The sequence below is a fragment of the Paraburkholderia sp. RL17-373-BIF-A genome (assembly GCF_046030175.1).
In the GTDB taxonomy this organism is placed as follows: Bacteria; Pseudomonadota; Gammaproteobacteria; order Burkholderiales; family Burkholderiaceae; genus Paraburkholderia.
Genome location: NZ_JARESO010000317.1, coordinates 1 through 882, shown reverse-complemented (window position 1 = coordinate 882; position 882 = coordinate 1). Strand labels below are relative to the sequence as shown.

1 protein-coding gene is annotated in these 882 nt (G+C 64.1%); it reads left to right on the top strand.

Annotated features, from left to right (window positions below; all coding sequences use genetic code 11):
• Positions 1 to 882 (top strand): IS66 family transposase (gene tnpC, locus P0D80_RS50600; protein WP_408296386.1); only part of this gene is annotated, 882 nt, incomplete at both ends.

The window sequence follows — 882 nt, the reverse complement described above, 5'->3', positions numbered from 1 at the left end:
AACTGAACCAGCGCGTCGAGCAACTCGAGGAGCAGCTCCGCCTGCTGCAGGCCGAGCGTTTCGCACCGAAAAGCGAAAAACGCAAGGATCGCGTGTTCGACGAAGCCGAGCAGATTGCACGGACCGAACCGGGCGACGAAGACGATGACGGTGTCCAGCCTGAGCTGCCCGACACCGGATTGCCACCGGCCAGCCAGCCTGAACGACGCAAGGCCGGACGCAAGCCATTGCCGGCGTACCTGACGCGTGAACCAGTCGAATACGACCTGCCGGAGGACCAGCGCGGCTGCCTTTGTTGCGGCAATCAGCTGCATCGCATCGGCGAGGACGTCAGTGAACAGTTGCACGTCGAGGTCAAGTGGACAGTCCGCAAGAACGTGCGTTCCAAGTGGGCGTGCCGGCACTGCGAGCGGCACGCCGAACATACCCCGGTCGTGCTTGCGCCGATGCCGGTTCAGCCGATCCCGGGCAGCCATGCGGACGCATCGGTGATCGCGACGGTCGCGACCGCGAAGTACGTCGACGGCATGCCGTTGTACCGGATGCAGGAGGCACTCGCGCGCTGGCAGATCCCGGTGAGTCGCGGCACGCTCGCCCACTGGATCATTCGCCCCAGCGAACTGCACTACAGCCGCCTGTACGATGCGCTGCATAAAACGTTGCTGTTGCAGCCGCTGATCCACGGCGATGAAACGACGGTTCAGGTACTCAAGGAACCCGGCAGATCCGCGCAGAGCAAGAGTTACATGTGGTGCTACCGCAGCGCCCAGGACTGCGCCGAGCCCGTGGTGCTGTTCGAGTACCAGCCGGGGCGTGGCCAGGAGCATCCGAAGAAGTTCCTCGGCGACTACAGCGGCATGCTGATGAGCGACGGCTACAGCG